Source organism: Sporosarcina sp. E16_3, assembly GCF_017347125.1.
In the GTDB taxonomy this organism is placed as follows: domain Bacteria; phylum Bacillota; class Bacilli; order Bacillales_A; family Planococcaceae; genus Sporosarcina.
This window is the reverse complement of sequence record NZ_JADPRX010000019.1, coordinates 21,557-43,132: the sequence shown is the minus strand read 5'-3', so window position 1 is coordinate 43,132 and position 21,576 is coordinate 21,557. Positions and strand designations below refer to the sequence as shown.

The window sequence follows — 21,576 nt, the reverse complement described above, 5'->3', positions numbered from 1 at the left end:
CAGTCCACCTAATGTTAATGAAGGATATCATTAAATAAAAATCTATAACAAACGTAACAAGTGATACGACAATCAATTCAATATATATTTTCTCTAGACTCTTGAATTTTTGAACGATATTAACAAAATAGATAGGTTCCCATTAGGAGATCAGCGTCACGTGATGAAATAATCCACCCGAGCCGTCAAAAACTAAAGGGTGGAATATTTTTTTGTGACATTTGATAGGCCAGAGCAATCACTGCTACGGTAAAAGTAGAAAAACTAATCATGATCACCAGCGCCTCAGTTATAGTCACTTCGCAGCACCCTCTTCCGTCAGGTAATATACCATGACCGGATCAAATTCTTCAATTATAGTTTAAGGTTTCTAGACTAGACCATTCTGAATGTTGCTTATTCGTACATCTGAAATGTACCGAACTTACGGCCCATCAATATACATAATATAAAACTGATGGAAACTATTTAAACGTCTTTTCAGAAATAGTTCACGGCTTATGCTTTATAATCTTTGTTCAAAGTTCTTTAGATAGTCTCTTAGTATGCCTATCTTCTCCTGGTTGGTTACAAATCCCTCATCTGAGTCTTCGTCATATTGGATAGTCACGTTGGGTGAATGGCTGTACCAACCATTGAATCCAATATGGTCAGCGACCGAAAATAAAATACGCGCAATTTCTGTTTCCCCACCTTCAACATCTAAGTCAATACTTTCAATCAATGATTCAATCGCTTTGAAAAGGATTTCATTATGACCTTTTTCGGTTGAAGTGATGGCTATTTCAATTTTATTTTCTCCTGATTCAATGTTACCTCTTGTTATTTGTAATTTATGATCCATTTCTTTGCCGCCTCTCGATTGTTGGTTAGATTCTTAATTAACATTATTTTTTGACTTGGAATTGATTTAATTTATACATACCGAAAAGTATTACTACCGTTAAAGTACCTGTAGACGCTGCACCGACAAATGCTTGTCCTTTTGATAGTGATTTAAAAAATTGAACAAAACTGTTACCCGTAGACCCTTCATTCAAAATTAATGGAACTAAATTTATTATTGTTAAGCCAGTTATTGAAACGGCTAGTAAACATACAATATATAGTTTCACTTTTCCCATTTTCAAAACCTCGTTTATTTAAGTTGATGTTTGAGTAGCATAGGTTCTCTAGTTTTGTTCTCGTTCAAAATTTTCACGTAAGACATCTTCAATATATTCGCTTATTGTTTTGTCCTGTTGTTTAGATATGTCGTGCAATGTCTCCCATATAGTATTTGGGAGGTCAACTGTATTACGCCTGTAACCACTTATAAGGTTACATTCCCCGTCCATTAGTTCTACATTACCAAGTGCAAGGAACGACGTGATAAGGCATTCTGTAATCGTTTCTGGGACTGGTATAGGTAATACCGTCAATCCGCTTTTAATAGATAGTGCAATATCTGTTTCACGCTCTCGCAAACGGATGTTTTCGATCCCCCACACTTGATAGACAAAATCGAGGAAGTCAAAAGACTCAACCAAATCTTTCGGCAGTACAAAATCTGTGTATGCCGCTGCACGTCTATTCGATTGATGGATTGGATACGCCGCCTCATACTTGAATTTATTAATCGCTTCCCTATAAGGAATCCAGGTGCGGGATTGTAGGAAGAATCCCCATTCTAGATTGTCATTCCGCAACACCCGCATATCCTGTCCGTTAGGAGCAAGAAAGCGTTGATAAAGGGAAATGTCATGCTTTGAATCGTAAAATTCTACCCTTGTACCACGAACGGGCATCGTCCGTACAACTTCTTCTTGAATTCGAACGGCCATCTCTTCTGAAATCGAGTACCCTTTGCCTTCGTCGCCTAGCAGTATTTCATCGACTGGGAGGTAGTTATCTCTGATGATGGTGTAGATCCTTGTTACGGATACGCCTAATCGTTTAGCAAGCTCAGAAGGACGTAATCCCGTAGGTTTGTTCCGACTCCGTTCTTCTGCAAGGGCGTCTACTTCCTCCTTCTGATACCTAGCTTCACGAGTCAACCGATGCGGGTCCGCAATTTTAATGATTTTCTTTTGTTTTGCGTAGTGATAAACTGTGGGTTTCGAAACTGCAAGTATGTCAGCTACTTCTTGTCTTGTGTACCAGGCATTCAATAAAAACACTCCTTCTATAGTTCTATTTGAAGCCGTTTTGTTATTCCTTGAACCATCTATCAGTCGCGTAGTTCTCGATAGACCAAATCCCTATGCCCTTCTACTTCGCCTTTTCCTGAGCCTTCTCATATGTATCCAAGTAAGGCCTCCCTTGGGGAAAGTGAAAAAGCATCGTACCTCTACTTTAGAGAAGCTATTAGGATCCTTAGGGTCTTGTGTTAGTAAAGTAGTTCCATTTATAGCCTCCATAATAATATCCATTTTAACATCTGGATATCGTGCATATTGAAACTGTGAGGCATTAGTTGCAGGATAGTTATATTGTATTACCATTCGAATATTGCATGTGACGGTAAAAGGTATGGCAATACCAAAAGTTCGCATATTTAACGAATGGTACATTACTCTAGACCCCTGATCTCTTGTTCTAATTTCACTTGAGAGAGCTCTAGGAGATAAAGTAGGGTCAACACCAGGCTCTAAATCCTCTGCAGGAGTTAATGCAAGTCTTTCAGTATAATCTTTATACTGCGCCGTAGTACTGGAACTGTTCTCTTTACTGCCTCGCTTAATAAGACTAAATCAAAAGGTTGAATAATAGAATCATTACATACTACACTATTTGATATTATTAGCAATTTCTTTTTTAAAAAGGTAGAATTCACAATGATTCATTTCCCCCCCCTTAACTTGATGCAAAAGTCGATGATACGCTTTCAGAACCATTTTGTTACCTAGTTACGGACCCAGATTTTTGTTCTAAGTTAAATTTCATCATAAAAAAACTACACCTACAATTGTTAGAGGGTGTCTAACAATTGGGGTACAGTTCAAATAGAGGCGGCCTGTTTTTTTTGTTTGCAGCATTTAATAATAATTCCTGATATTATTCTTCAAAATTTGAGCTTTATAATATAGTTATTAATCACTTAGCATTATCCAATATCTCTTCTATAGCCCCTGCCTTTAAAGACTCATAGAAATTATCATCTGCAGTCGTTAGCATAATAGTTAGATTTCTGTCAGGGTCATACTTAGCCATTAAAATTTGGGAAGTATCTTTCGAGTAAAAATATCGAATGCTATTGCTATTGTACTTATCTATTTTATAACTCTGATTAACATATTTATCGTTGTTATGAATAAATAAATTATCGTAATACTCAACATCTAATTCTTCAACCATTACAAATATTAATTTTTCTCGGTAAAAATGAAAGCTCGAATTACTATATTCCAGAATAGAATCAGCCCCAGTAACATTTACTTCAGAGTCAAAAATCTCTTTAAATTCTTTACCCATTTTTTCTATAACTCTTGATTTCGAGTCATTTAATGTAACTCCATAAATATAATAAAATCCATTTTCTTCAGTGAAAATCTCGTTTTCCGGTAATTCTTCTTCGATTTCCTTTATATCTTTAAAATTACTATCGACAGATTGACAACCAGATACAATCAACATAAACAAAATTAAAACTAGTCCAAATCGTGATGCAAATATACTCATATCCTTCTTCCTCCATTTAATTCGCTCTTTATGTTCACGATAGTATTCCTTTTTAAATCAAGAATAAATTCAGGAGCTTCAGCCACTACCATTGTATATATACCACTAAAAGTTTATGCAATAAACTTAACTCATGATTACGTCTAAAAAATGAAAAAGAGAAGAGGTTTCCGATGACGCTTCAGTTCCCTTTTTTCTAAATATAATTATTACTGCTTTTTTTTGTAATGTCCAAAGGAATTCGGGGAGAGACAGATGTCAAGTGGTTTACGAAGCTGTGACGACTTAGGCTGTAGGATTATTGGTTTCTTTGATAATCCTGAGTTACGGGTTCTAACAAAACAAATTTCAAAGGCCAACCGAACGGAAACATTTTATTGATTTCATAGAAAATCCTTCCCACTTCGAAGGTGAGTATGATTGCTCCATAATTTTCCGTAGTAATGTTCTATCTCACGATTCATAAAATATTGGTCGAAATAAGGAGTTCCTCCCCACTATCCGATTTGGAGAGGTGGCCCCTATTTTGGCGTTTTCAACCTTTTTTACTTAAACTCTGCATAGGGTTCTGGATACCCAATTTCAATTCTCTCTTGTGGACTCATAAGTGCCAACTCCTCCAAAGAATAAAAGAAAGGCTTTTCTGGTTTTAAATCATCAATTTCGTCTAGATTATGTTCCATAATTTCTCCTTCACTAACTAAAGAAGGAGGAACAACATCAAGATCATACCAAGTTCTTGGGTTGTAAGCAGTAGAACTTGTGCAGGCTGAAGTTGAACAATTTCTTGTTTCTAAATGTAAATGAACAGCTGTAGATGACCCAGTAGTACCCATTGTTCCAACTTTTGTATTACCAGTAACAGCTTGTCCATTAGTAACACTTATAGATGTTAAATGGGCATATCTACTTTGAACATTTACATATTTCATTTGGTTATTTCCAACGTGGTTAATATAAACTACATTTCCATAGGTTGTGTGCCATCCTGCATTGCTTACTACTCCGTTGTGAATTGCTCTAACAGTATCTCCGGCAACCCCCGCAGTTTTCCCTCCAATATCCAGGCCCTCGTGAAGTTTAGTTACGCCGTTGAGAGTCCGCATTCCAAATTCTGATGTAACTCTGGTTGAATCAGTTGGCCAATAGAGTGTTGCAGCCAATGCAAATGCAGCAAATGAGAAGAATAGAGTTAATCCTAGTATACCGCTAAATAACTTCTTCATAATTTCCCCCTTAGTTTTATATTTAGTATTAATGGAAATATAAGTAATCCCCCCTTATTCAAAATATAACACTAGTGTGAAATTTTTACAATATAAAAATTAATTATTCCGATTTCAATAACCCGAAATTCCGTTTGAAACTAGTGTTCTTACAAAAAAACGGATTGATTTAATTCCGAAAATCACAGCAACTCTTACAATCGTAAATAAACAAAAAAGGGGAGTTAATTCAACATTACCGCAATTACCTATTCTATAGAAATTATATAAATTATTTCCAAAATATCGTTTCAATCGCCGAATGTGTTTGTTCAGTGACTCCTTATAGACTCTCAGTTCATCACCTATTGCCCTTGGCGTTCTTTATGCATGGAAATATACATCGTTGAAATAACGGGCTTTCTGGCGAACGGCAGGCATGTCTAAATGAATAATCATGCAGATTCAGCTCAACGAGAACGGAAAACCTTCCCCGGAAAGTTATAAGGAGGGTTTCTATTGTGATTTTAGCATCTCTTTGATGGTCGGTTATTTCCCGCTGGTACTTTCCGATAATCTTCCTTTGGGCCAAATAAAGAAGAGTAACATTTTAGCCACTCTTTCAATGCACATTTTTCAATTAAGTTAATTTTAAATCTGAAAAAGTAATGAGCATAAGTAGTGTAGTCACTAAAATCCCCAAAATTACATAAGTAAAGACTTTCATTTTTCACACCTTTTTTTATTTCTATCGTTAATTCCAAGGGCGATAATACTAATCTTCACACTGTAGTATCGGGTAGGAAAGCAGAGTCTTACTTCACCTTAAATAAAATGGATGTGTGCTCTTTGTTCGATTACATTTTAGTCTAATTCACTAATGTCATCAACAATATAGACAGTTTCTGTCTCGCTGTTATTAAATTCCTCTTCTAATTGATAGTGTGGCGAAATAATGCTTGCTCCTTCCTTCTCTAAATAGCTGTACATAATGAGTTTTAAATCCCGTTTATCCAGTGAAGATGTAGCAAATGACGGTAAAAGGCCAGCCTCAATAAGATTGTTTAGATGGTAAGGAACCATGCTTGATGAACTCTGTGGATTACCAAAAAAATCGTGAATTTTTTGAATATCGTATCGATAAGAGTCAAACTTTTTTAAACCGTAGTAATGAGGCGATGGATAGATACTTAAATCAATGATTCTCATATTTTGTAGGTTCATATAAATTTCGAGAATGGATGGTTCTATTTTTTCGAGAAATCTACTGTACAAATTAATATCTGAAGTGAAGTCCATTGGTGCTGTGTAAAGGTCTAATAACTCCTCGATGTCGTATCTATATCCATAATCACCGTAACGTTTTTCATTTTCAACTTTTAATATATTAAGTTGTTCAAGAGGATCTTCATTCGCCGGAATTAATTTTTTAGACCAAATAACATTGAATTCTAATTGCTGCCTTTTGATTTCTCTAGTAATTTCGTCAATATATTCGTATCGTATCTTCGCATACTCTATTATCTCGTTAAAGTATATAGTTAATTCTTTGTCACTTTCCTCTGGATCGTTACTATATAGATAAACACTAAAATCGCCTCTACCATGACTGCTAGACCAAGAAGCAAAGTATTTTTTGTCAGAAATCACTCCGTCATAACTATCTAAATTTACTGGATGAACACCAAAAGCAGCCCTTATATGGGTGAAATATTGGTCATCAGAAATGCTTTTTTTAAATACAGTCTTGTCGTTACATAATGGGTAATTCTTTTTGTTGTAAAGTGCCCTGTATAATTGTTGGACTGCTTCTGTAAGTAAATCAATAGTACATACGAATTGAAGTACGTTTAGAGATTTAGCGTCATCATCCTTTTTGTGAAGATCGACGGAGGGCAAGCCGTAAACAACTATATGCAGCCAATCCCTCGCGGAGAAAAGCACACTTATTTTCTTCTTCCCATAAAAATTACTGTATTTATGTATTAAGAAGTCACTATGTTCATGGATAGCCAGTTTTAAACGCTCTAGGACAGTTGAATCTAAGAAATCGATTTCCAATATAACCACACTCCTTTGTTATCAATCCCCATTGAATTAGAAAAATGCCCTACTCCGAATTGAAGTAAAGCACTCTTTAGTCCAAAACAGTAGGTATAAAACCACCTTTTAGTTTTCACTATTCACTTTATCCAAACATAGATCAATTAATGCTATCATGCAATAGAACAATTAATCTAATTGTTTCATAGAACCAATTTGAATTTTATTAACCTCAAAGTGTCGGATTTGATATTTATTACCGATATCAGTAATTTTTATAAATTCACTATCCAGAAGAAAATCAAACTCTGCGGTTCCAGCAGCCATATTTGTAACCAACGTTTGAGCCGATACCTTTTTATTTTTAGGGTCATAGAACGTTTTTATTTTTTCAAATGCGATTTGACAGCGAACAACAATACTCTATATTTAATTGGGATAAATAATGGGATAAGAACGAGGAGAAATACGGAGATGATATCTAAAAAACACCAGGAACTGTTCCTGGTGTTATCATCATATAGCCTTACTAATTTAACTATCCAACGCTCACAAGGCATCCTATCATGGTCTTGTCGGACAACTATGATGTGGACTAGGGATAATATTTTTGCGCACAACTGAATAGGATGAGAGCTATTGGACATGCTGTTAAGGCACTCATTTTTAACATAAAGAGAATTTTTAAAAATATGGATAAATCTAAAGAGAGTTAAAAGTTTTAGACATCTTACTGTTTCGGTGAGTTGGAGTTAATTTCCGGACATAATTGATTAATTTTAGGAGTTAAGAAATAATCTATCGTATTTAACCCGTAAAATTTATGTTAATGTCGACTTTTTTAAATATATAACTTGAGTTCGGAAACTTATAGTGTTAATATGATAATATCAAAGTTTAGATAAGGGTGTCACAAGTTTAGAATTCTTGAAAACTTCTAAATAAGTTTACTTAGTTTCTTTAAAATTCACAGACATATTATAACTCATATAAGAATAAGCTTTTAGTCAATAAAAAAACTCCCCGTCGCCACGAGGAGTTTGATTGGTATCGCTGCGCAAACAGCTTTCAACCAATTCTCACTTTATATCTGTATCCCTATCTTTAATTTTTTGCACGGCTTTTTCTGCTGCTTTTTCCGCTACATTTTCTAAATCCTGAGTCTTTTGTTCGTCCAATTTTAACTTTCGTTCAGCATTCGAGTGCTGGACATTTTTAATTGCGATTGATGCCAATAAAATAAAAAGTGCTATCGAACCATAAATAGCCATCTGCATCAAAGACCCGTCTGACATTAAATGCTTTCCTGCTGCTGCCAACACTGCTTGATTTTCATCTTTTGATAAAAAAAGCGTAAAGTTGTAAAGTGCTGATAGGAAAAATGCGGTTGGTACTGCTATTGCCCATTTAAATCCACGATTAACTACTGCCCTCATTGTTTCTCACCTCTTTGACCACTACCCTACTATGAGATGAAGGGATTTGTCCTTTATTTACTTTTTTCCCAATTATTGCATCCACCTTTCTGAGTTTCGCTCTTTCTTATCTATATTCACGGGATTTCTCCACCTAATTAGAAGACTTGTCCTAATCTGCGCAAATCTAAAACATATTTTCATATTTTTTAGATACACTTAAACAATTTTACACCATCTGCTAGGCAGATAGCAAGCGGTAACTATCGTCCTACTAAAAAAGTAGAAAAATCGATATAATCGTCATTATATCTACCAATATCGACAATATAAAACAGTCAAGTTACTATTTTGATTGCTTTTTTTGTGTTTGAACATATTATATCCACCTTTATCACAATCTATTCAACTTTTCATCTTCTATTATACTAATTTTTCTTCTTTTTTTCCTATCATTATCGCAAGACCAAACGACAACATCCCACCAAGACTGTAAACTCTTACTTCTTCCCAAAATCCATAATAACTACATTGTATTGTGATTATGACGCTCAAAATACCCATTAAAATCGCTGGATAAAAGTACTTATTTGTATTGATGATATCATTCAACATTGCCCCCCCCGAATCTACACTAATTATACCTCACAAAGAGAGATAATTAGTTTCTCTGTTTTCCATTTTAAAAATAAATTTTGTTGTTATCGAATTGTCGAGTGTAAACTGTCGAACCACATTTTTAATTTAAAAAAATGAGTCTATTTTGGACGTCTATCTAGTCATTAGTGACCTTACATACACTTAAGTCGTTCCTAAATGCGTCAGAGAGTTTCTCTCATACACCTTTTTCCCCTCCCCTTTATTTGTTATACACAGCTTCCCGCAAAAATATTCCTTAAATCTACAATTATTATCTCGGTTGCATTTCTTTAAAACAAAAACACTGACGACCTGGCGTGCCTTTGCGGGAGATGTATTGCTTTAGGCTCTGCTGAATCTGCCCTTATCCGTTCTCTTTAGACTCTGAACTCTTCTAATTCATCCGCTGTTTTATCATCCGTCATATGAATCTTCGAATCCAAAGTCTTGTCCATCCCTTTTCCCATTTTTCTATTCATCATACCGAAATATCCCAATCCTATTGCTTTTAGCAAACAATACCTCGTATTGCAGGCCTGGCAAAACCTTTACAACCCGCCCATTCGACCCCTCATACGATTTGAGATAGTAATAATCCTCAACATCTTTCCCCTCTACATTCACAACGACAAACACGGTATCCCCAACAGCAAATACTCCTTTCTTTGGCACCGCATCAAAAATAGCAAGTTGCTGCACCAAGGCGATCACTCCTTCGTTTTTTCTTCCTTCACCCTGCTTCGATTGCACGAGTAACAAAAATTCAGGCCAGTATGGTTCGAGACTGGCCTGTACAAAGTCTTGCAACTCCTGCCACACTTAGGACATTCTTGCTTGTCGTATTTCACTCGTTTCCCTCCTTCACAAATCTCTGTGCATACCGAAAATGCTGCCAAACATACGGATCATCATGATTCCCACCACCGGCCAACCAATCCGTAATACATGCATTTTTATCTCGCAACGCTTCCAGCGGGATACGGTCCGCTACTTTCGTTATTTCATTTATTGGATTCATTTGTTGCTCGTTTTCACTTCTGCTAATTTCCTAGACATTATCACAGCTTTATTTTGGACCATCGCTACAATTAATCCTTTATTTTTATTAGATTTACAAGTTTTTAATTATTAAAGTATTCAACTTGAATACTTCAGTAACCCCTGCGGCAAACAGCTACTAGACAACGATATATCCTTAAGCTATCGTTATATATATAGAACGGTGGTGATTGAAAATGGAAGAACTTCGAGCGAAAAAAATCATTAATTTGCTTCATAAAAAAAGCCAGTTGAATCCAGTTAGAAGTGGTCTCGATTTCAGATCTCCTTATGTTCAAAACATCATCGAAAAGTTTAATAATAATGAATACATCGTAGGTTCGAAGAATTTATAATGATCGCCACATTCCATGCTTCGGGGCTTTAAGACAGCCCCGATTTCTTTTTGTTGTCATTGCGTATTATGGTCGTACTGTGTATCACTCACCGCCTCTTAGTTCGATACCAAGATTGAAGGTTTCGTTTACCTCGCTGTTATAGACTTTCAACTCTACAATCCCTTTGTTTGTATTCATCCTGGTTGCGAATATAGTCAATGTGTACTCTCATCCCTTTTTTAGTTGCTTTATTCCTCTTTCGCGGCTTTTGATTATTATTCAGCATGTGCATCTATAAATAAACTTTAGCCTTTGAATACTTCTCTTTATCAAAACTTATGTTCATGTCCGGATAAATGACCTCTCCGCTAACGAGCGTTAAATAATTCTCCATTTCCGTTCCTCCTTTTTGCTATTCTATGTGTCCTTCACGACTTTATTTAATCTTTAACTCTCCACTCATCCAACGACATTTCAAGTGCGTCTGCAATCTTGCACACTACTTGAAATGTAGGATTCGTATTCGAGCTATTTTCGATATTTCGCAAAGTTGACTAAGCAATCCCAGTCATTTTTAAGACCCTGTATCGCGAAATTCCTTTAGATTCACATTTCCGCCTAATACACAACATAGAGTGCACCCGCCCCTTGCACACCACTACATATGGTGTTATATTGTATGAAAGGAATATTCGTTCCCACAATTCTGAAAGGGGTGAAAATATGACTAACAAAAAACAAACTTCTAAGAGTGTTGCAAGTATCGCTAGTAAGATTCTAAGAGACGGACGTTACAGCGATGCTTCAAAATCGGTAGCAGCTTCAGCACTTTCTCAAACGAAAAAGAAATGAAAATCAAGGCATTCTTCAGGGCGACAGGTCACCATAGAAGTCTTAAATGTATTACTACTCATTAGGAAAGGACGGGATTATATGCAATTTGAAGGAGCGGTTATTAAAGAGCAGGGACAAACCTTTGCAGTAGTTATAGTTAAACCGCATGTATTACAATCGTCTGCTACGTGTGAGAATACGCGTAATGGCTTTTCACGCCATTTTCCTGGTATGCCAATTATTTTGATGGCACAAAATTCAAGAGGTGTACCAACTTACCATGGAAGAACGGACATTGCTAAGTTCTTAGCTAAACTTCATCCGAGTCAAATTCCTTGGAAACGCTATACAGTTTAACGGATTCTGGAACTGCGTCTTTTACATTTACTGCGGGTGCACTTTTTAGAATCTCTTCAATTTCTTTTGGATCTATCCGTATTCCATCAAGTTGGATGTTGGTCGTCGTTCTAGCGGCGACCAAAGCTTTTAACTCCGCACTTTCCTTGACAACTTTTTGTTCAGCCATTTTTCTCACCCGGCTTCCTCATCTTCATTTACGATTCCGATCAAGCACTAAGTGTGTCATATATAAACGGGCGTTTCCGGTAAAACATCTAAATCGAAACCTGATTCAATAAACTTAGTTGTTAGTTCTGGTTTTATAGCATTGCCTACATACATGTAAATACGTTCTATTTCATCACGATTAAAGTCCGTCCCTAGAGAATCGTTAACTATAGCTCTAACACGTTTTTGCCAGTAATTACTTACACCTTTACATGATGGACGTGATAACCATTCAACAACTTTGCATTTTAGGTCTAAAGATGTTTTTACGCTACTTAATCCGAAATATATATTCCAACTAGACACAACAATAAGCACGTTGTTATGGTTAATCAAACACTTCGGGAATGATTCTGAATGTGACCTATCAATTTAACCGATTCAATTTCTGCTTGGTCATCAGATTCTCCCACTAAAATGCACATAGTCACCGTATGTTAGGGTAGGAATAATAGTGTCGACAATTGAGTCGTAATGGTTTGAATCGCAAGCTGCATTATGTACTTCACTTTCATCTGAATTGGTTCCGTTTTTAGTGCAAATTAATTGAGTTTCTTCTATTATAATAGGCATTTTTTATTCCTCCTCGTTTTATGGCCAGCCGATTTGTAATTCAACATGATAGACAACTGCTATCTTGTTTCTGACCTCGACCTCGTATTGTAATTTAAGATGTTCTAATACCTTCAGAACTGTACCCCATTTTTTTAAAAATCCTGCAAAAAGAAATACAATTCCGGATCATGCCGCTCGTTTCAGGTATGGTGATTTGAACACGATCCCCTATTTCTAATGGTGTGTCTATTACTTTTTCTTCAACTTGCGCTATCTCTTTTGTTTACTCTCCTACTTTTTCTTCTCCTTGCTCAAATAGTGAAAGTTGATGTTTATCGTTCACTTTTTTATCCCCCTATATCAAAACTAGTGTAACTACAAAAAAACAACATTTCCTACACGTTAGTGTAATCCGCATAAAACGTAATAGCGAAAATGCAATGCATAAGAATAGCAAACGTAAATAAGAGTTATTCTTTTTATATAAACAAATGGATGATTTTTTTATGTTGTATTGAATATGTGGTAGAATCAATGTGACTTACAAAAGGCGAAGCATGTGTTGAGTTGAAGAATATTAAATTACAATGGTTTATCTGTTAATTTATACAACTGATAAAAGGAGTGTTGTAAACATGTCTTTAGAGATGATGGAAACCGGTAGGTTGCATATGGAACAATTGAAAATGGTATTACAAGACCAACTAACTCTTCCCTCCCTCCAAATTCGTTTGGATGCAGCTGAAAAAAATGGGGAGACACCTTTTCATGATTTTACAGATCCAGAAATGATAAAATGGTTTCTATATGAGCGCCGCCATCTTAACGAAGAGAACGAACGTTCGCGTCGAACTGTTCGGGAGTATGAGCGTGAGCTATTACTCTTCATTGAACAGCTTTTAACATATAGCGTGGCAATTGATATAGATGTTGCCTATATAATAGAAGGTTCTCTGTTTAAATCCCTCCAATCACGTCATTTAAGGCGCTACCAGGAGTGGTTAGCAACCGATAGTCCGTATGTTTTACGTAAAGGAGCGTACTCTGCTGCCACACTTGAACGAAAAACGACCATTATCAAAGCATTTTTCACCTTTTTACACGAAAAGGGTTATATCCAGGAACCTATTCAAAAGGGGCTGCGCATTGCATCAGTACGTAAAGATGACCGCCCTAATCGCGACTTGGGTCCTTTAGATGTAATCACGCTACTCAACACCTTTCGGGACCTTCAACACCCTGTTATGTTTACGATTGTTCATGTATTAACCACAACTGGGATCCGGAATGAAGAGTTTTGTGTGCTGCAGGTGAAGGATTTGAAAGTTGATGCTATCCTGGGTGGCTACTACCTGGAAATATTAGGAAAAGGAAATAAGTTGCGACACGTTCCACTAAAGGAGAAAGTTGTCCGCAGCATACGTATGTTTCGCCATGCCCGAGGGCTTCTTCCAATTGAACAAGCGCTACAGGAGGATCCACTCTTTACAACGAATACCGGTCAGGCCTATTCTCCATCCTACTTATCTCAATATGTAAAAAAACAGATTGCCACAACTGAGCAAGTGATGCTATCGGATAAAACGCTTAAAATAACACCTCACGTGTTCCGTCACGCTTTTGCTATTATATCCAAGTTGAATGGGGTGGATATCTACGATATTATGCGTTCACTAGGGCATGAAAAAATCGAAACAACGATGATTTACTTGGAGAAAGTTTTCGAAAAAGAACGACATGCCATCCACTCATGGAAACCTGAAGTGTTCGGGGACTATATTTAAGAGGACAATAATATCAATTCATGCAAAATACCCTCGCGCAATAACCCCGAAACGGTAGTTTCAGAGTTATTGCGCGAGGGTACTCCTCTTAAGTCGCTGTCTATATAATTAATGCGTCAATTATACCACATCATGTTTAGTGATAAAAGTCTTATATCCATTATTTTTGTATATAATAAGCAAATTGTCATCTCTACTGAAGCTAAACCACACTGGGAGCATCCGGATTGGTTTAGCTTCTTTTTTTCATATTCTCAAACCAATATTCCATGGCGGCAGTTGATAGTATCCACTCTTTGGGGTAGATATTTACGGCGTCATGAGATCATTAGGACATGAGAAAATTGAAACGACAATGAACTATTTGGAGAAGAACTTTGAGAAAGAATGCCATGCGATTCATTCATGGATGCTAGACTTATATGGGAGTTATATCTAATTGACAAAAAAACTCGCGGAACAGGACTAAAACCGTGGTTTTAGTCTTGTTCCGCGAGGGTACTCCTCTTAAATCGCCGTGAATTTACTTTGTGAGTTAACGACACTGATAGCTTCGAAAGTTGAGTAATTAATGTGAAAAGATGTTTTCCAATTCTCTAACCTTGTCGCCATCCATCAAATTAGACACACCAAAAGTTTCCCCTTCGCCATTCTTGTTGATAGCAACATCAAGATCGTTCAATAGTCGCTTCATATATTCGAACGATAATTCCATATCTTCAGGAACAGGCTTCCAGTCCTTAACATAGTCAAGATTGGTCTTGTCTGTATTATTATTGATATGTGCTGTTCGCACAAATTGATTATGACTTATTGCCGCAGCTAAAAGACGCACGTTTGAGAAGTCTTCATCATATCCAACTTCTTCAGGATGAATTTTTTGATACATACTTTCAATAGCTTCTTGCGCTTTTATATAATATACTAGTCCGACATCGTTCCCAGCTTCGTGGAATCGTTCTTCGGGTGGCCGGTTAAATTCTGCCAACGTTTCCGCAACCCATTCTTTCGTTTGCGGTAGAAATTCAGGAAGTTCGTGTGCAGCTACTTCTTCCTTTCCATTATCTTCATCGACCATGACTTTTGAGATTCCTTTGTTATTTATTTCATCTTTTCCACATGCCGCCAGTAATCCGACGACCAAAATGCTAACCATTCCAATTTTGAGCAGTTTCAAGATTGTCCACTCCCTCCTTGGATTTACCTAATCTTACCATTCGCATTTTGTTAGGTCAAACGAAAAAGATGACGCTCCTAATTAGTGAGGCAGAAAAAAAAACAACACCCCGAGGGGTGCCGCCTTTAGATCATCGAGACGCCGCTTTGGTTATTACAAGTGACTAAATGAATCCGTAGTACCTGTAACATTTGTCGCAAGCACGACACACCTAACGCGAAATTCCCTCTTGTCTGCGTAGTTCGTGGTGAACTCGTGGCTTGTTCCGCTTTTTGAAGCCACTCCTGTTCGTGATGCAACATTCATCCAAAGTTGTGCGACTGGATTATATTGTTCCAAATAAATCGTGTATTGGAAACTACAGTTTAAAGTCGAAGTAACACTAGCCGCAATGTAACCAGTTTGTGAACTTGCACAAATTGTTCCTCTTGTCCCGATATCGCATACCCCTGGTATGAATTCTTTACATTTCATAATATAAAACCTCCTGTTGTTGTTTTGCCGGCTTGTACCGGCCTACACTTATATATGTGGGGTGAGATTCATTATTTGTGACGCAAGACAGAAAAACAACACCCCGAAGGGTGCCGCCTTTACATTTTCGAGACGCTGTTTTGGTTATTACAAGTGACCGAATGAAACCGCATGTACGACATAACTAATTCCCTCTTTTCGTATAGGACAGGGCGAACCTAACACTTCAGTTTATTTTAAAGTAATACGACTCTCCTCATCCTAAGTTATTAGCCGAATCAATAATGGCAAAAACACTTTTCATTTTTATGAGTACCGGATGAGAGGTTAAACATTCGTATTTACTGTAGATTGCAGATTCAACTCTTTTAGTTTTGATGCAATTCGGTCTTTAACTAATTTCGCACGCCCCTCGTCTAGGATGCGATGAGGACAATTCTTTCTCTTCCCTTTACTGTTAATCCAATCGTTATGCCATTTCACACGGTCGATACCCCAACCATATTGTTTAAGTACATGAGCAACGTATTCTATTGCATTTTCTTCTGCTTTTATATATTTCAGACCGCCTGATTTGCTGTAACAGATCTCTATGCCGATAGATTTACGGTTCCCCGGACCTGTTACACCGTCGCCTGCATGAAAACCATTTCGCTTAAACGGGATAGCTTGTACAGCGTGCTTGTTATCAATCGCAACATGGTAACTTAATGGTTCCGGGTTACGATGCATGAATGCTATTTCGTTAATTGCAGTCGCATCGTTATAAGTATTGTGAAGAGTGATATATTCCGGCGTCATGCTGTATGGCGCTTTTAGCTTATATAAGGACTCCGGGATGTAATTATTGATGATAGTGTAAGACATATCTCTTTCTCCCCTTATCTCTTCCTCGATATTTCTATTTGACGATATAATTGAATTGATTCGTCAGGAATATTCGTGTTATTCAGTAGTATTTGTAATAGAAAACAATGAGTATGGTATTATTGTTCATAACTAATACTTCCTGGGAGTGAAAAAATGAAAAAGATATATATTGCTTCATTATCTTTATCCTCCATCGTTCTATTGTTTCTTATAATGAAGTTTTTTGGATGGACTGTTGTGATCAATCAATTGGTGTTTGATAAATGGATTGCATTGATCGCCGTCTTTTCCGTTCCTACTTCTGTTTACATGATTTTAAGCAAACTCAAAACTCATTCGGGAACAGTGAAAAAACTTGCTTTATTTTCAGTAATCCTTACATCCCTGTGGTGTTTATGGGCTTTTAAAGTACAGCCTTATTATTTTGCATATGTTGGACAGAATGATATACTTCCACAATCGTATTTGGTCTCTGAGAAAAGGAATTCAAAAACTCCAGAAACGAAATTTGATGTTTTTGATACCAAATACACTATATTTAAATCCGTTACCCCTTTCCTTTTTAAAAAGGAGTCAACAATAGTTAATGAACGTGGCATCATTTTCATGTCAAGAAAAATTGTGAAAACGGTTATTATAGATGGAGATATCTATATAACAAATGGTGGAGGCTTATTGCCTGTTAAATAATAGAGGGCACCAGTAATAGTAAACTGGTACCCTTTTTTTTATTTGGTTTTATTCTCTTCCTAGAAGTACTAAGAACTTATCTCTCCAAGCTTCACAAACTATCTGACCAATTTCTGGAGTATAATAAGGAATATTGAATTTAATCCTAAAAGCTTGTCTTATACTTAAATATGTTGGGTTATCACCATTTATTAAACCATCAGCCTTACCATATAAAATATCAGGTGATGAATCAAATTTTTCTTGATAGAATTTGGAATACCTGTTCTTCCAACCATTTGAATAGTAATTCCTTACTACTTCAGATAATCCTTTTGAATTATTATTTTTCACAATATCCATACCAATATTATATCCGTCTATATCTGATAAAAGATCAGAATAAGAGAAAGAGCTTTCTCCTATACCACCAATAGTGGCATATGCAGCCTCATATATTGTGTCGTACCTACCACTCTCTACAAGGCTAATAGAGTCCCTTAAAGCTGTTAATAGATCGCCTCCCCATCCCGCATAATCAGAAATAAAGGTACCCTCGTCTAAAATCACTGAATCACAGGTTGCAGCCAAATGGGCTAGATCGATAATATAGCTTTTGGATTCTGGATCGATAGGTTCTATAAAATCACGTGCTAACCCAAATTCACCTGCCGCTTTTTCCACGAAAGTTGCATCTAATGGGCCTGCTATAGCAACCCACATAGCCCCATTAAATCTTTCGTTTCGAAGGTAATCTAAACAGCTATCATTTTGTTTGCTGACACCGCTACCATCTTTAGCAGCGAGTTTTTGCAATTCGTCCATTTTGTTTAAAAAAGCGTCGTTTAGAGAAGGTGCTGTAGTAACTGAATTTTGTCCATTATCCCTACCTGATTTGATATTCTTATCAATAGCGATTTTACCTTCACCACTCCCAATTGCATATTCTAGAATTTGGTCAAATGCCCAATTTTTAGGAAGTGGATAACCTAAGTTCCCACTAAATCCTGTAGACATCCCGCTTACAAAACTGTAACTTATCCCATCTAATTTAGAAACTTCAATACAGATCGAACGCGGACCGTATACACCGACACTATATTTACCACCTAAAACTGTAATAATGGCTTGATAATAATCTAAAATCTTTGGAATATCTCCACCCAATGCATCATAGTCTACCGAAAAGTAGATCGTTGCACCGTCTTTAAATCCATATTGTTGAGCACTGATTAGAGCCTGTTCTCCATCAATGGCTCCTTGGAGCGGACCAAAATATGCGGATGAAGCACCATTAGTTTGATATATCGGAAAGACAGTTAAGCCAGCATCAAAGATAGTTTTCAATTCTCCAGGTTGAATTTTCTTATTTAAGCCTCCTGGAACATTTACCAAATACCTTCCAATGGTTTGGTATCCAGCGTTTTTCAGGGTTTGAGCTCTAGCAGGAGTTATTTCAGTAATGCAATCACAAGCTGTTCCTTTCCGATTAGGATCACCAGAACTGGTGAGAACGGATAACCAGGCCTGTTTCCCTGCAATACCATCTGCATCTAATCCAACAAATTTTTGGAATTCAGTAACAGCTGATTTTACACCAGTTCCATATATGCCATCAAAAGTTCCCGAGTCATAGTTGTTAACATACAAAGCATACTGAAATAATTTCACGAAATTGCCCCGGCTACCGACTAGTAACGTAGGGAGTCCAGCTGTCGTAGCCGGTCCAATCGAACCTGTTTGGTTATTCGGGGCAATGCCTATCTCTGTTTGTAGGCCGTAGATTAGAGCTTTGTTTGTGTTTCTTTGGTAGAAGCCGTCAGTAGGTTGAACACCCGCTGTTTTGTAGTAACTGTAATTTAGGTTTTGTTGAATGTCTCTAATTCTTGAATTGCCCCCTGCGGTGAGGACATAAGCATCCATGGTTAAGAATGCTTTAAACACATAATCATAAACTTTCCCGTCCCTCACTGGTAATCCGGCATCAGTTTGTAGTTTTTGTACTGCGGATTTAAGCCCATCACCGAAATTGCCATCAAATCCCCCTGGATTGTACCCTTTACAGTAACAAGCCCCTTGAAGTATATATACAATTTGCTTCCCTTTCGAATCAGTAGGAACTGAACCAAGTTGCATTTCTCCCCACTTATTGTAAGCAGCTGCCGTTCCATCCCCAAAATTATTGAACGGATTAGGTATTCCTAATTCAATCTGCAACGCCCGGGTTAAAGCATACATCGTTGACCAACCTGTTTTTCCGGTTAGCGAAACCACTTCAAATCCTGGATCATTACTATACTCTTGGTTAAGCCATTTTTGAACTCTTAATACCATTTCATCCATTGTTAACTCTCCCTTTTAATAATTTTTTTTAAGTATTTGCAGATTTGATATCCCTTTATATATGAGCAACTTGTCCGCGTTAAAAAGTTCGACCATCCTAAAGGAAGGGTATATCTTGAACTTATAACAGTAATTAATTACTTTTTGAGTATTTCGACAATTGGCGGCTTTATATAACACCAATTCATCTTTTTAGTGAGGGGCCCTTTCACTGTTATATGTGTAATGATTAAAGCGATTTGTGACTTCATACAGCACTTTTTACCGCTGGCCCATTATTTACTCCTTAAATGGCTTCAAGTGCTTGTCCACGATAAATCTTATTAAGATGCTCTATTGATCAAGTATTTTGCAAATGATTCTTTTGATCGTTGTACCAGTTTTCGAAATTTCGGATTGTTCGAATCTCCTTCACCAGTAGCAATTGCTAGGTCGGCGCCTTTATAACCAAGTGATATGAATTGAATTACATTAGCATATCTTTCATTGACTTTTTTAAATTCAGAGATAATCGATGTTACTTCGATTTGATCAAAATATTCATCCTCAGCAGAGTACACTTCGCTAATTGAAATGTCTGCAAGTGTTCTTTCACTTTCTGTAGCACTATCAATTCTTCTATCCAACGAAATAAGCCTAGCGGATTCGTATGAAATACCATTTTTGTCATTTTCGTTGCCTTTTGTTTTATACTGTCTCCATGTGTGTTTTTCAGCGAAATCAAATCGACGCACTACAATATTTTTGAAAGTGGAGCCGTCACCTTGAAATGATTCAACTGCTTCCCAAAGGTATTGCATGAACCTTGATTCAAAATCTTCCTTCGGTATTACAAGACCATAAATTGCGGTTTTCTTATAAGCGTTGTTCACACTCTTCAAAATATAACCTTTCATTTCTTCGAATATGTTTAATAGAATTATTTCTTTCTTTAATACTTCATTTTCATCGTTATATATCCCCGCCATTTCTTCAAGATCACTCCAAAAACATTCTCTTTTTATTTCCCTCATGTAACCACCGCCCCCCCAAATTAGTTGTACACTGGGAAATGTGGCTAAATTTTCTTGTTTGTGACACTTGCGAAAGAATTTCTCGAACACTAGTTCTATATTATAGCAAAAAAAAGAAAGTCCCAATTAGGAACTTAATAGATATAAAAATAAAACGGATTATTATAATAATCTAGACGCAGTTCTTCGGGAACTTGTGATATAAAACGAAATCACGGCACGTCAAACTGGCGTCCTTTTGTATACGTGATTACATATTATTGGTATACTGTGCATAAATCTGAATGGGGGAATTTACATGAAATCCAAACTATTAATAGGTTCTATTATTCTTGTGATTGGAGTTGCAATCGTGGGTTTACGTGATTACACGGGAGAAGCGAAGGCAAGCGGTGACGAAATAAAGAGCATAAAGGTTGACAAAGTTTCAAAGGAATCGAACGAACCTGTAGCTATAGTGTACGACAAGGAAATCGGCGTGTGGCTTTCAGAAATGAATGCTATGCTTTCCGCACCGTTGGACGACCCTCGATTGAAAGAAGCTAACAATGACGAAGGGTTCGAATATTACTTGAAAGCACAAAAAGTCATGGACTCATACCCGAACCAAACTCCGACCTTTTTAGGTGACGCTAAACTAGAAATAGAATTTAGTAATTTGAATATGCTTGAGGGTCGCATATCGCTTCTTCAATTTTCCCGCACGTCGCATCTAGACTCGTACGGCCTAGCGAAGGAAGACACATCACTATACGACCAATGGAAACCGAGCGACGATGATATGCGACAAGCGTTCGAATACTTTAGTCAGTTGGTGAACGACCTTGACGTTGCATTCAATCATGGCGGGGAAGGCGAAACGTTTGGCGTTACTCATCTATTGAACGGGGCCAAGGTTTCTGAAATTGAACCATTTTTAAACAACTTGGAATAACAAAGAAGGCGGCTGTAG

General features: G+C 36.9%; 25 protein-coding genes. 5 read left to right on the top strand and 20 right to left on the bottom strand.

All coding sequences use genetic code 11. The annotated features are described in order from the left end of the window. Positions 1–185: 185 nt before the first annotated feature. The 12 genes from I2483_RS19765 to I2483_RS12135 form a co-directional block, all read right to left on the bottom strand. Complete coding sequence (locus I2483_RS19765) at positions 186–299, bottom strand: putative holin-like toxin (RefSeq protein ID WP_481886343.1); 114 nt, start codon at positions 297–299, stop codon at positions 186–188. Positions 300–505: 206 nt separating this feature from the next. After that, positions 506–844 (bottom strand): hypothetical protein, encoded by a 339-nt coding sequence (locus tag I2483_RS12185; RefSeq protein ID WP_207150863.1) that lies wholly within the window; start codon positions 842–844, stop codon positions 506–508. A gap of 43 nt (positions 845–887) precedes the next feature. Then, entirely contained in the window at positions 888–1,124 is a 237-nt protein-coding gene (locus tag I2483_RS12180; protein WP_207150864.1) for a hypothetical protein, read from the bottom strand. Positions 1,125–1,172: 48 nt separating this feature from the next. After that, on the bottom strand, positions 1,173–2,150 hold the full coding sequence (locus tag I2483_RS12175; RefSeq protein WP_207150865.1) for a helix-turn-helix domain-containing protein: 978 nt from the start codon (positions 2,148–2,150) through the stop codon (positions 1,173–1,175). 925 nt (positions 2,151–3,075) lie between these two features. Beyond that, on the bottom strand, positions 3,076–3,660 hold the full coding sequence (locus I2483_RS12170) for a hypothetical protein (protein ID WP_207150866.1): 585 nt from the start codon (positions 3,658–3,660) through the stop codon (positions 3,076–3,078). Positions 3,661–4,205: 545 nt separating this feature from the next. Further along, positions 4,206–4,886, bottom strand: a complete 681-nt coding sequence (locus I2483_RS12165; RefSeq protein ID WP_207150867.1) for a M23 family metallopeptidase — start codon at positions 4,884–4,886, stop codon at positions 4,206–4,208. Between the two features lie 843 nt (positions 4,887–5,729). Beyond that, positions 5,730–6,926, bottom strand: a complete 1,197-nt coding sequence (locus I2483_RS12160; protein WP_207150868.1) for a hypothetical protein — start codon at positions 6,924–6,926, stop codon at positions 5,730–5,732. A 171-nt stretch (positions 6,927–7,097) separates the two neighbouring features. Then, on the bottom strand, positions 7,098–7,235 hold the full coding sequence (locus tag I2483_RS12155) for a hypothetical protein (RefSeq protein WP_207277449.1): 138 nt from the start codon (positions 7,233–7,235) through the stop codon (positions 7,098–7,100). A gap of 752 nt (positions 7,236–7,987) precedes the next feature. Then, positions 7,988–8,344, bottom strand: coding sequence for a hypothetical protein (locus tag I2483_RS12150; protein ID WP_207150869.1), 357 nt, complete (start codon positions 8,342–8,344; stop codon positions 7,988–7,990). Between the two features lie 402 nt (positions 8,345–8,746). Continuing rightward, positions 8,747–8,935 carry a hypothetical protein gene (locus tag I2483_RS12145; protein ID WP_207150870.1) on the bottom strand — a complete coding sequence of 63 codons (189 nt, stop codon included), beginning with the start codon at positions 8,933–8,935 and terminating at the stop codon, positions 8,747–8,749. A 498-nt stretch (positions 8,936–9,433) separates the two neighbouring features. Beyond that, entirely contained in the window at positions 9,434–9,769 is a 336-nt protein-coding gene (locus I2483_RS12140) for a hypothetical protein (protein ID WP_207150871.1), read from the bottom strand. A 37-nt stretch (positions 9,770–9,806) separates the two neighbouring features. Next, positions 9,807–9,980, bottom strand: a complete 174-nt coding sequence (locus I2483_RS12135) for a DUF6877 family protein (RefSeq protein ID WP_207150872.1) — start codon at positions 9,978–9,980, stop codon at positions 9,807–9,809. 217 nt (positions 9,981–10,197) lie between these two features. On the opposite strand from I2483_RS12135, the gene I2483_RS12130 reads away from it, so the two are divergent. Then, entirely contained in the window at positions 10,198–10,356 is a 159-nt protein-coding gene (locus tag I2483_RS12130; RefSeq protein WP_207277448.1) for a hypothetical protein, read from the top strand. Between the two features lie 422 nt (positions 10,357–10,778). Here the strand turns inward: I2483_RS12130 and I2483_RS19760 are convergent, their stop codons facing one another. Further along, a complete protein-coding gene (locus tag I2483_RS19760) occupies positions 10,779–10,886 on the bottom strand; it encodes a hypothetical protein (RefSeq protein WP_481886342.1) in 108 nt (35 codons plus the stop codon). 175 nt (positions 10,887–11,061) lie between these two features. Between I2483_RS19760 and I2483_RS19425 the strand changes: the two genes are divergently transcribed. Then, positions 11,062–11,190 (top strand): hypothetical protein, encoded by a 129-nt coding sequence (locus I2483_RS19425; protein WP_255550421.1) that lies wholly within the window; start codon positions 11,062–11,064, stop codon positions 11,188–11,190. Positions 11,191–11,482: 292 nt separating this feature from the next. On the opposite strand, the gene I2483_RS12125 is transcribed toward I2483_RS19425, so the two are convergent. Both I2483_RS12125 and I2483_RS12120 read right to left on the bottom strand, forming a co-directional pair. After that, positions 11,483–11,707 carry a hypothetical protein gene (locus I2483_RS12125; protein WP_207150874.1) on the bottom strand — a complete coding sequence of 75 codons (225 nt, stop codon included), beginning with the start codon at positions 11,705–11,707 and terminating at the stop codon, positions 11,483–11,485. A 431-nt stretch (positions 11,708–12,138) separates the two neighbouring features. After that, positions 12,139–12,312, bottom strand: a complete 174-nt coding sequence (locus tag I2483_RS12120; protein WP_207277447.1) for a hypothetical protein — start codon at positions 12,310–12,312, stop codon at positions 12,139–12,141. A 617-nt stretch (positions 12,313–12,929) separates the two neighbouring features. Here I2483_RS12120 and I2483_RS12115 point away from each other — a divergent pair. After that, a complete protein-coding gene (locus tag I2483_RS12115; RefSeq protein WP_207150875.1) occupies positions 12,930–14,078 on the top strand; it encodes a tyrosine-type recombinase/integrase in 1,149 nt (382 codons plus the stop codon). Positions 14,079–14,646: 568 nt separating this feature from the next. Here I2483_RS12115 and I2483_RS12110 read toward each other — a convergent pair. The 3 genes from I2483_RS12110 to I2483_RS12100 form a co-directional block, all read right to left on the bottom strand. Beyond that, a complete protein-coding gene (locus I2483_RS12110; protein WP_207150876.1) occupies positions 14,647–15,255 on the bottom strand; it encodes a hypothetical protein in 609 nt (202 codons plus the stop codon). A gap of 153 nt (positions 15,256–15,408) precedes the next feature. After that, a complete protein-coding gene (locus I2483_RS12105; RefSeq protein ID WP_207150877.1) occupies positions 15,409–15,729 on the bottom strand; it encodes a hypothetical protein in 321 nt (106 codons plus the stop codon). Positions 15,730–16,056: 327 nt separating this feature from the next. Continuing rightward, positions 16,057–16,596, bottom strand: a complete 540-nt coding sequence (locus I2483_RS12100) for a peptidoglycan recognition protein family protein (RefSeq protein ID WP_207150878.1) — start codon at positions 16,594–16,596, stop codon at positions 16,057–16,059. A 156-nt stretch (positions 16,597–16,752) separates the two neighbouring features. On the opposite strand from I2483_RS12100, the gene I2483_RS12095 reads away from it, so the two are divergent. Then, positions 16,753–17,289 (top strand): hypothetical protein, encoded by a 537-nt coding sequence (locus I2483_RS12095; protein ID WP_207150879.1) that lies wholly within the window; start codon positions 16,753–16,755, stop codon positions 17,287–17,289. A gap of 48 nt (positions 17,290–17,337) precedes the next feature. Here the strand turns inward: I2483_RS12095 and I2483_RS12090 are convergent, their stop codons facing one another. Both I2483_RS12090 and bacL2 read right to left on the bottom strand, forming a co-directional pair. After that, positions 17,338–19,611: a glycoside hydrolase domain-containing protein gene (locus tag I2483_RS12090; RefSeq protein ID WP_207150880.1), complete on the bottom strand. Its 2,274-nt coding sequence runs from the start codon at positions 19,609–19,611 to the stop codon at positions 17,338–17,340. Between the two features lie 323 nt (positions 19,612–19,934). Then, positions 19,935–20,624: a BacL2 family protein gene (gene bacL2, locus I2483_RS12085; protein ID WP_207150881.1), complete on the bottom strand. Its 690-nt coding sequence runs from the start codon at positions 20,622–20,624 to the stop codon at positions 19,935–19,937. Between the two features lie 298 nt (positions 20,625–20,922). Here bacL2 and I2483_RS12080 point away from each other — a divergent pair, with 298 nt between their 5' ends. After that, a complete protein-coding gene (locus I2483_RS12080) occupies positions 20,923–21,558 on the top strand; it encodes a hypothetical protein (protein WP_207150882.1) in 636 nt (211 codons plus the stop codon). The last annotated feature ends 18 nt before the right edge of the window (positions 21,559–21,576 follow it).

Bases quoted from the DNA above. Each gene is read 5' to 3' on its own strand.
- bacL2 (WP_207150881.1), bottom strand. From the start codon at position 20,624: ATGAGGGAAATAAAAAGAGAATGTTTTTGGAGTGATCTTGAAGAAATG.
- I2483_RS12100 (WP_207150878.1), bottom strand. From the start codon at position 16,596: ATGTCTTACACTATCATCAATAATTACATCCCGGAGTCCTTATATAAG.
- I2483_RS12095 (WP_207150879.1), top strand. From the start codon at position 16,753: ATGAAAAAGATATATATTGCTTCATTATCTTTATCCTCCATCGTTCTA.
- I2483_RS12165 (WP_207150867.1), bottom strand. From the start codon at position 4,886: ATGAAGAAGTTATTTAGCGGTATACTAGGATTAACTCTATTCTTCTCA.
- I2483_RS12120 (WP_207277447.1), bottom strand. From the start codon at position 12,312: ATGCCTATTATAATAGAAGAAACTCAATTAATTTGCACTAAAAACGGA.
- I2483_RS12155 (WP_207277449.1), bottom strand. From the start codon at position 7,235: ATGGCTGCTGGAACCGCAGAGTTTGATTTTCTTCTGGATAGTGAATTT.
- I2483_RS12105 (WP_207150877.1), bottom strand. From the start codon at position 15,729: ATGAAATGTAAAGAATTCATACCAGGGGTATGCGATATCGGGACAAGA.
- I2483_RS12130 (WP_207277448.1), top strand. From the start codon at position 10,198: ATGGAAGAACTTCGAGCGAAAAAAATCATTAATTTGCTTCATAAAAAA.
- I2483_RS12150 (WP_207150869.1), bottom strand. From the start codon at position 8,344: ATGAGGGCAGTAGTTAATCGTGGATTTAAATGGGCAATAGCAGTACCA.
- I2483_RS19425 (WP_255550421.1), top strand. From the start codon at position 11,062: ATGACTAACAAAAAACAAACTTCTAAGAGTGTTGCAAGTATCGCTAGT.
- I2483_RS12185 (WP_207150863.1), bottom strand. From the start codon at position 844: ATGGATCATAAATTACAAATAACAAGAGGTAACATTGAATCAGGAGAA.
- I2483_RS12115 (WP_207150875.1), top strand. From the start codon at position 12,930: ATGTCTTTAGAGATGATGGAAACCGGTAGGTTGCATATGGAACAATTG.
- I2483_RS12170 (WP_207150866.1), bottom strand. From the start codon at position 3,660: ATGAGTATATTTGCATCACGATTTGGACTAGTTTTAATTTTGTTTATG.
- I2483_RS12080 (WP_207150882.1), top strand. From the start codon at position 20,923: ATGAAATCCAAACTATTAATAGGTTCTATTATTCTTGTGATTGGAGTT.
- I2483_RS12090 (WP_207150880.1), bottom strand. From the start codon at position 19,611: ATGGATGAAATGGTATTAAGAGTTCAAAAATGGCTTAACCAAGAGTAT.
- I2483_RS12135 (WP_207150872.1), bottom strand. From the start codon at position 9,980: ATGAATCCAATAAATGAAATAACGAAAGTAGCGGACCGTATCCCGCTG.
- I2483_RS12180 (WP_207150864.1), bottom strand. From the start codon at position 1,124: ATGGGAAAAGTGAAACTATATATTGTATGTTTACTAGCCGTTTCAATA.